At 32.7% G+C, this 7,287-nt stretch carries 4 protein-coding genes; all 4 read right to left on the minus strand.

From position 1 onward, the window contains the following. Positions 1–113 precede the first annotated feature (113 nt). On the minus strand, positions 114–1,778 hold the full coding sequence (locus Q0870_RS06175) for an OmpA family protein (protein WP_298553437.1): 1,665 nt from the start codon (positions 1,776–1,778) through the stop codon (positions 114–116). Between the two features lie 140 nt (positions 1,779–1,918). Next, positions 1,919–3,910: an OmpA family protein gene (locus tag Q0870_RS06180; RefSeq protein WP_298553438.1), complete on the minus strand. Its 1,992-nt coding sequence runs from the start codon at positions 3,908–3,910 to the stop codon at positions 1,919–1,921. Between the two features lie 12 nt (positions 3,911–3,922). Continuing rightward, positions 3,923–4,849 (minus strand): type IX secretion system membrane protein PorP/SprF, encoded by a 927-nt coding sequence (locus Q0870_RS06185; RefSeq protein ID WP_298553440.1) that lies wholly within the window; start codon positions 4,847–4,849, stop codon positions 3,923–3,925. Between the two features lie 17 nt (positions 4,850–4,866). Then, on the minus strand, positions 4,867–7,287 hold a 2,421-nt coding region (locus tag Q0870_RS06190; protein WP_298553441.1), incomplete at its 5' end, for a gliding motility-associated C-terminal domain-containing protein.

A 7,287-nucleotide genomic window follows, 5' to 3' on the forward strand; every position in this document is an offset into this window, starting at 1 on the left:
TAAGCATCTAATTTAAGAATTAAAATTAATGATTTAGATACTTCACATTCTAAAACAAAAAACCACCAAAAGAAATTTTCCTTTGATGGCACTATAATTAAGTTAGGTTTCTATTATTCCATTTTAACAATTACAAATTGTGTACGCCTGTTTAACTGGTGTTGCGTTTCTGTACATTTTGAAGTATTACCACAGTTATTGGTTAATTTTTCTTCTCCGTAGCCTTTATAACTTAAAATCCTATATGGTTTAACACCTTTATTTACTAAGTATTTATATGCATTATTTGCTCTTTCTTGAGAAAGTTTGTAATTGTAATTTACAGGACCTCTAGAATCTGAATATGACTCAATTTTAATTGTCATAGTTGGATGTAGGGTCAACATTATGTTTACAATACTATCTAATTCTTGAATATCTTCATCTCTAATTTTAAAACTATTATAATTGTAATAAATAGGAGATAGGACTATCAGTTCTGGTGTTTCTAAAACCACTTTATCTGTATCATTATTAGTTTTAGCTACATCATCAATCATTTCGTTTTTAGTATCATCTACAGTATTTTGAAGCTGTGATTGTGTTTTTCTATCATATGCATAAATATCATCACTACCAGCGCCACCTTTTCTATTGGATGCGAAATATCCAGATAAACCATCTGAATTCATGAAAAATGAAAAATCATCTTTACTTGAATTTACAGGAGTTCCTAAATTTATAATACTAACAATATTTTTATTTTCATCTGAAACAGTGCCATAAATATCTAACAAACCTAACCCTGGATGACCATCTGAAGAAAAGAAAAGTGCACCTTCACTATTAATAAATGGAAACTTTTCATTTTTATTTGTGTTTACAATAGACCCAAGATTTTTTGGTTTCCCAAAAGAACCATTATTAATATCTACATAATAAATATCTGAACCTCCTTTACCTCCTGATTTATCTGAGGCAAAATAGAGCTTTGTTTCATCGGCACTTAAAGCTGGATGAGCATTTGAATAATGATTACTATTAAAAGGTAATTCTTTAATATTTTCCCATTTGCCATCAACTAATGAAGCCTTATAAATTTTTAAGTTTGAAATACCTTCACCGTTTCTGCCTAAAACATTTTTTATAAAGTCTGTTCTAGAAAAATACATGGTTTTACCATCTTTAGTTATAGTAAGTGGTCCATCATGGTATACTGAATTTACTTTTCCTTTAAGTTTTGATTTATTTCCTTTAAGACTATCTTTTGAGGTTTTATTAATAGCATAAATATTCAAAAAAGGTTCTTCATCCCATGCATTAAGGTGTTTTTTAAAATCACCCTCATCTCTTGCTGATGCAAAATAGATTTTTTCACCATGTTGATAGGCACCAAAATCACTAAACTTAGAATTGAATTTTACGTCTTTTAAAAAGTATTGCTTTTTCGCGTTGAAAATAGCATTTAAAAAATCTGAATCTTTTGAAAATAATTTCTCTTGAATATTACCACCAGCTTCTTTATACTGTTTCATCCATGTTCTAGACGTTTCATAATCTTTTATACCACGCAATGCTTGAGAATAATTATAATAATACTCAATAGGGACGTGGTTTTGTTTAACCGCCTTTTCATAATAAACTACAGCACTATCTGGATTTCTCAGGTAGGCATAACTATCGGCAAGCTGCCTGATAGCATAATCTGTGTTAATACCCTCATTGATTAAATCATGATAAGCATTTGACGCTTGAACAAAAGCAAAGTTGTTAAATAAATTATCTGCTTTTTTTTGCATATCATTTTGCGAAAACACACAAAAAGTGATAAGCAAGAGGGTGCTTGTTATTATGTCGTTTTTTAATTTCATTGGGGTCTTATTTAATTAAAAAATCCTATGATAATATGTATTATTTACGCAATTAGGTGTTGCGCTATCTATTCCATTCTTACTACAATAAATTGTGTACGTCTGTTTAATTGATGTTTTTCTTCATCGCAAGATACACCATCGGCGCATTCATTTATTAACCTACGTTCACCATAACCTTTATATTCTGTAATGTTTGATGAGTTTACACCTTTAGATATTAAATAGTTATAGGTTGATTTAGCTCTATTAGTAGATAAGATGTCATTGTATTCAAAAGTTCCGCGAGAATCTGTATGAGCTTCAATTCGAATTACCATTTCTGGGTAGTCCTCTGTCATAAGTTTTACTATTTTATCTAACTCAAGGGCATATTCTTTAAGAATGTTATACTTTTCGAAATCAAAATAAATAGGCTTAAGTTGTGCACCTTTTACAGATGTAGAATCGCCTCCAACCAAGTTATTTTCGTAATCTAAATTGTTGGTATTTAATTCTGCAAGTTTAACAACATTTTGTACTGGGTTTAATAATAAATTACCAGAAATCGTTATTAATTCAGTCTGAATATTTTTAGAGGTAAACTCTCTATAATCTTCAATATATTTATCTTGATTTGCAACAATTTTATAGTCTTTGTTTCTATCGATGTTTATCTGGTAATACCCGTTTTCATCAGTCTCCATAAAGGCTATTTGATTGTCTTTATCATCAAATAAGGTGATTTTAGCTTTAGGAATTGGATTTGTGTTAATAGCATCTGTAACTACACCTTCAACGTGAAGTACAGGCTCCCTATGAAATGCATAAATATCATCACTACCACGACCGCCTTGGCGGTTTGATGCAAAATAGCCCGTAATACCATTTTGATTCATGGTAAACGCAAAATCGTCTTTATTGGAGTTAACAGGAATACCTAAGTTTATAACATCAACAATGCTTTCTTCATCCTCACCTTTAATGGTTGCATAAATATCTAACAAACCTAAGCCTGTATGACCATCTGAAGAAAAGAATAGAACACCTTCATTATTTATAAAAGGAAATCCTTCAGCATCTTCTGTATTGATAATATCTCCAAGGTTTTGAATATTCCCTAAGGAACCATCTTGAGCAATATCAACTGTCCATATATCTGAACCACCATAAGTTCCAGGTCTATCAGATGTAAAGTATAATTTTGTTTCATCTGTATTTAATGCAGCATGTTGCGTAGAAAATTCATCACCATTAATAGAAAGGTCTTCTATATTAGTCCACAAGCTATCCACTTTGGTAGCACGATAAATTTTCATATTGGTAAGCCCTTTTTTATCTTTTAACTCTATATCATCTTTAAAGTTATTTCTAGAAAAATACATGGTTTTTCCATCTTTAGTGATTGTAACTGGACCATCATGGTAAATAGAATTCACCTCACCTTTAACCTTGGCAGTGTGGTCTACATTTCTTCTTGTACCAGCTTTGGCCACATAAACATCTAAAAAAGGCTGTTCATTCCACCCATATAAACGTTCAATGGAAACACCTTCGTCTCTGGCAGAAGCAAAATACACTTTTCCATCATGCTCAAAAGCGCCAAAATCACTAAACTTAGAATTGAAGCGTACTCTATCTAAAAAGTATTGCTGTTTTGCACCGAATACACTCGTAATAAAATTGAGGTCTTTAGAAAAATCATTGGTATTTACTACACCACCTGAATCTTTATAGCGCTGAAGCCATATTTGAGATTCTTCGTATTTTTTCATACCACGAAGTGATTGCGCATATTTATAATAATATTCTACAGGTACATCTTTTTGCTTAACTGCACTTTTATAAAATCTAGATGCGTTTCTTGGGTCTCGTAAAAGTGCATAACTATCAGCAAGTTTTCGAGTAGCATAGTCTCTATTATAGTTATCCTGAACAAGTTCTCTATATAGCTTTGCTGCTTTAACAAAAGAAAATTTATTGAATAATGTATCGGCTCTTTTTTGTTTTCTCTGTTGCGGAAACATTGAAAGACTAAACATTAAAGCCATACAAACTAATATGTAATTTTTTGTATTCATAGGGAATTAATCTTAGAAATATCTAGGTGATTTTAATTTAGAACTCAAAAATTTAAATTCGTACATAAGCAGTATTTCATGCGTTCCGGGTGTAAAGTCTGCAATTTCAGATATTGGTTTTTCATAGGCATAACCAATACGTAATTGTCTGGACACTTGAAAATCAACAATCCCACCAAAAGCTTGAGTTAGTTCATTAATTCTATACGAGCCACCAATCCAGAACTTTTCATTAAACAAGAAGTTTCCAGTTAAATCATATGATGCAGGGGCACCATTTGTGGCTTTTATTAAAGCTGCGGGTTTAAATTTTATATTTTTAGTTAAATCAATAACGCCTCCAGCTGTAAAATAATAGCTTATGCGATCTAAAGCTTCAAAATCATTTGCATTATTTGCATCATTATTTAAAATTCTTGGAGCAGATAAACTTGCATAAACTCTATTAGTGCTCCAGTAAACACCAGCACCAATATTTGGAGCCCATCTATCTTCAGTTCCATAAATTAAAGGATCAAATTCATTGTCTTTGTCTAAACGGAAATTTGTATCAAAACTAAATTGTGTAAATCCTGCTTTTAAACCAAAAGCTAATTTTCCATCTCTTCCTGTTGGAATACTATAAGAAAAATCACCATATAAATATGTGAAATTTTGAGGACCTAAATCATCTTGAATTAACGACAAACCTACACCTATTCTATCATTTCGAAGTGGAGTATGAATAGAAAGTGTTTGCGTTATTGGTCCTCCTTTAAAACCAACCCATTGGCTTCTGTGTAAACCTACAATACTTAAAACCTCTCTACTTCCTGCATAAGCTGGATTTATTGAGACTGTATTATACATATACTGTGTAAATTGTGGCAATTGTTGTGCAATTCCAACCGTACAGCTTAACAACGCAATAGCTATTATATTATATTTTAAAAATTTCATAGGTTAAGGTTAAGTTGTTATTTGGTTCCTAAATAAACTGGACCAGTTATTGGGTCTAATTCAAGAGTTTTCATGCCTGTAATAGTATTAATACTAAATAATTTTATTATGTAATAATAGGTGCCATTTGGTAATTTTCCGTTGCTTCCAAATGATGATTTAGGTGATGAACCATCCCATTTTCCAAAAGTTCCAAAAGCACTTCCTTCTCTTTCGCTACCTAACGTATATTCGTTAGTTTCATGGACTAAAGCGCCCCAACGGTTAAATATTTTTACTTCGGCAATAAAACCGCAATATGTTATACCCTCAATGTCAAAAGTTTTATTATAGTCATCTCCATTTGGTGTTATTGCAGTTGAGATACTAATGTCTTTTTCACCACAAGGCAATACTTTACACTTTGCATCAACGACCATATAAACATCTGTTATATTAAGACATCCTGTTTGGAAGCCTGTATATCTTAATTGATAAAGTATACCTTCCGTATTAGGGTTAAATTCTTCAGAATAAGCAGTTTCTAGATTAGTAGGGTCAAAAACACTACCAGATATTGTTGCTATAGTGTTTCCTTCAACAATTTCCCATGTTCCGCCATAAACATCTTCTGCTAAAAAGTTATCTAAGTTCACAACACCATTATCAAAACACACATCATCAGCATTAACTGTGTTTAATATTTCATCAAGAGCTACATTTAATGTTTGAGTATATTCAGCCTCATTATTACACGCATCTCTTACGGTCCAGGTTCTAACAATTTGATAATCTGCAATAACGTTTTCATCAAATGAGTTTGTTTCATTAAAGTCAACAATAATATTTGAAGAACAATTATCTATAAATTTTACTTCAGGGGCTTCAGGAATATCTGTACAGCTAACTTCAAGAGTTTCTTCAATAGCCGACTCTGGTTCTGGTGCTGTTGTATCTTGCACAGTAATTACTTGAGTATGCGTTGTTTTTAATCCACACTCATCTTCAGCAATCCAAGTACGTGCAATGGTATAATTTGAAGGACAATCTCCATTAGTTATTGCATCACTTACACTTACCGTTGCATCTCCACAATTATCAATAGCTGTTAGAGTTGTAGTTTCTGGCACCATATCACACTCAACAGTTGTATCTCTTGGCAAAGTTTCAACAAAAGTTGGTGGCGTTGTATCTTGAACTATTATATTTTGTGTATAGGTAGTTTGTAAACCACATTCGTCTTCAGCAACCCATGTACGTGCAAGTCTATAACTGTTCGGACAATCGCCATTTATTCGTGAATCGCTTACTGAAACTGTAGCTGAACCACAAATATCGGTAGCCGTTAGTGTTTCAGGTTCTGGGATATTATCACATTCTGCAACAATATTTAAATTTGGTAATGCCTCTACAAAAACAGGAGGAGTACTATCCTGAACTGTAATTGTTTGAACGTGAGTATTAGTAACTCCACATTCATCTGTAGCTGTATAAGAACGTTTAATTACATAATTATTTGTACAACTACCATTGATTCTTTCATCCTTTACTGTAACTTCAGCAGTACCACAATTATCTGTAGCCGTTAAAATTTCTTCATCTGGAATAGCATTACATTCAACTACTAAATCACTAGGAAGCGTTGATTGTACAAATTCTGGTGCAGTAGTATCGGCTGTTGAAATAATTTGATTAGCGCTTGTAGGGTTTCCACATGCATCGGTTGCTGTCCAAGTACGAATGATAGTAAATGTGCCTGAACAAACGCCATCTGTTCTTTCATCACTAAATGTTATAACTGGATTTGCATCACAATTATCAGTAGCTGTGGCCTCACCAAATGTTGAAGGTGTTAAATCATCACTACACTCTGCAGATACATTAGCTGGTATTGTAAGTACTGGAGCTGTGGTATCTTTTACAAGATAAGTATAAGTATAAACCGATTCATTACCTGCACAATCTGTATATGTGAATATATAGATTTTGTGACCTTCACAAACAGGGTCTACATTTTCAGTAATTACAGGTGTAATATCATTACCACAAACATCAGTTATAATAGGAGCACTAGGCTGTACCGCATCCGCAATACACTCTACTGTAGTTCCATCATCACTTGGTAATATAAATGGTGTTAAATCAATAGTATATACATAAGCCCAATTTGCGGTATTACCAGCACAATCGGTATAAGTATAAGCATACGTTCTAGTTCCTTCACAAGTTAAAGGATTAGGATTATCTGTAATTACTGCGGCACTTGGTGTCAATGTATTTCCACACGCATCGGTTACAGTAGGTAAAGTAAATGTTTCAGTAGCATCAGCAATACAATCTACAGTTTCTGCACCGTCAATATCGGTAATAGTGAAGGCAGGCGTATCGATAGTATATACATAAGCCCAATTTGCAGTGTTACCAGCACAATCGGTATAAGTATAAGCATACGTTCTAGT

It is taken from the genome of uncultured Algibacter sp. (genome assembly GCF_947487575.1).
Classification (GTDB): Bacteria; Bacteroidota; Bacteroidia; order Flavobacteriales; family Flavobacteriaceae; genus Algibacter_B.

What these genes read in the sequence shown, in the direction of transcription:
- Q0870_RS06175 (WP_298553437.1), bottom strand. Translation starts at nt 1,778, where the DNA reads ATGCAAAAAAAAGCAGATAATTTATTTAACAACTTTGCTTTTGTTCAA.
- Q0870_RS06180 (WP_298553438.1), bottom strand. Translation starts at nt 3,910, where the DNA reads ATGAATACAAAAAATTACATATTAGTTTGTATGGCTTTAATGTTTAGT.
- Q0870_RS06185 (WP_298553440.1), bottom strand. Translation starts at nt 4,849, where the DNA reads ATGAAATTTTTAAAATATAATATAATAGCTATTGCGTTGTTAAGCTGT.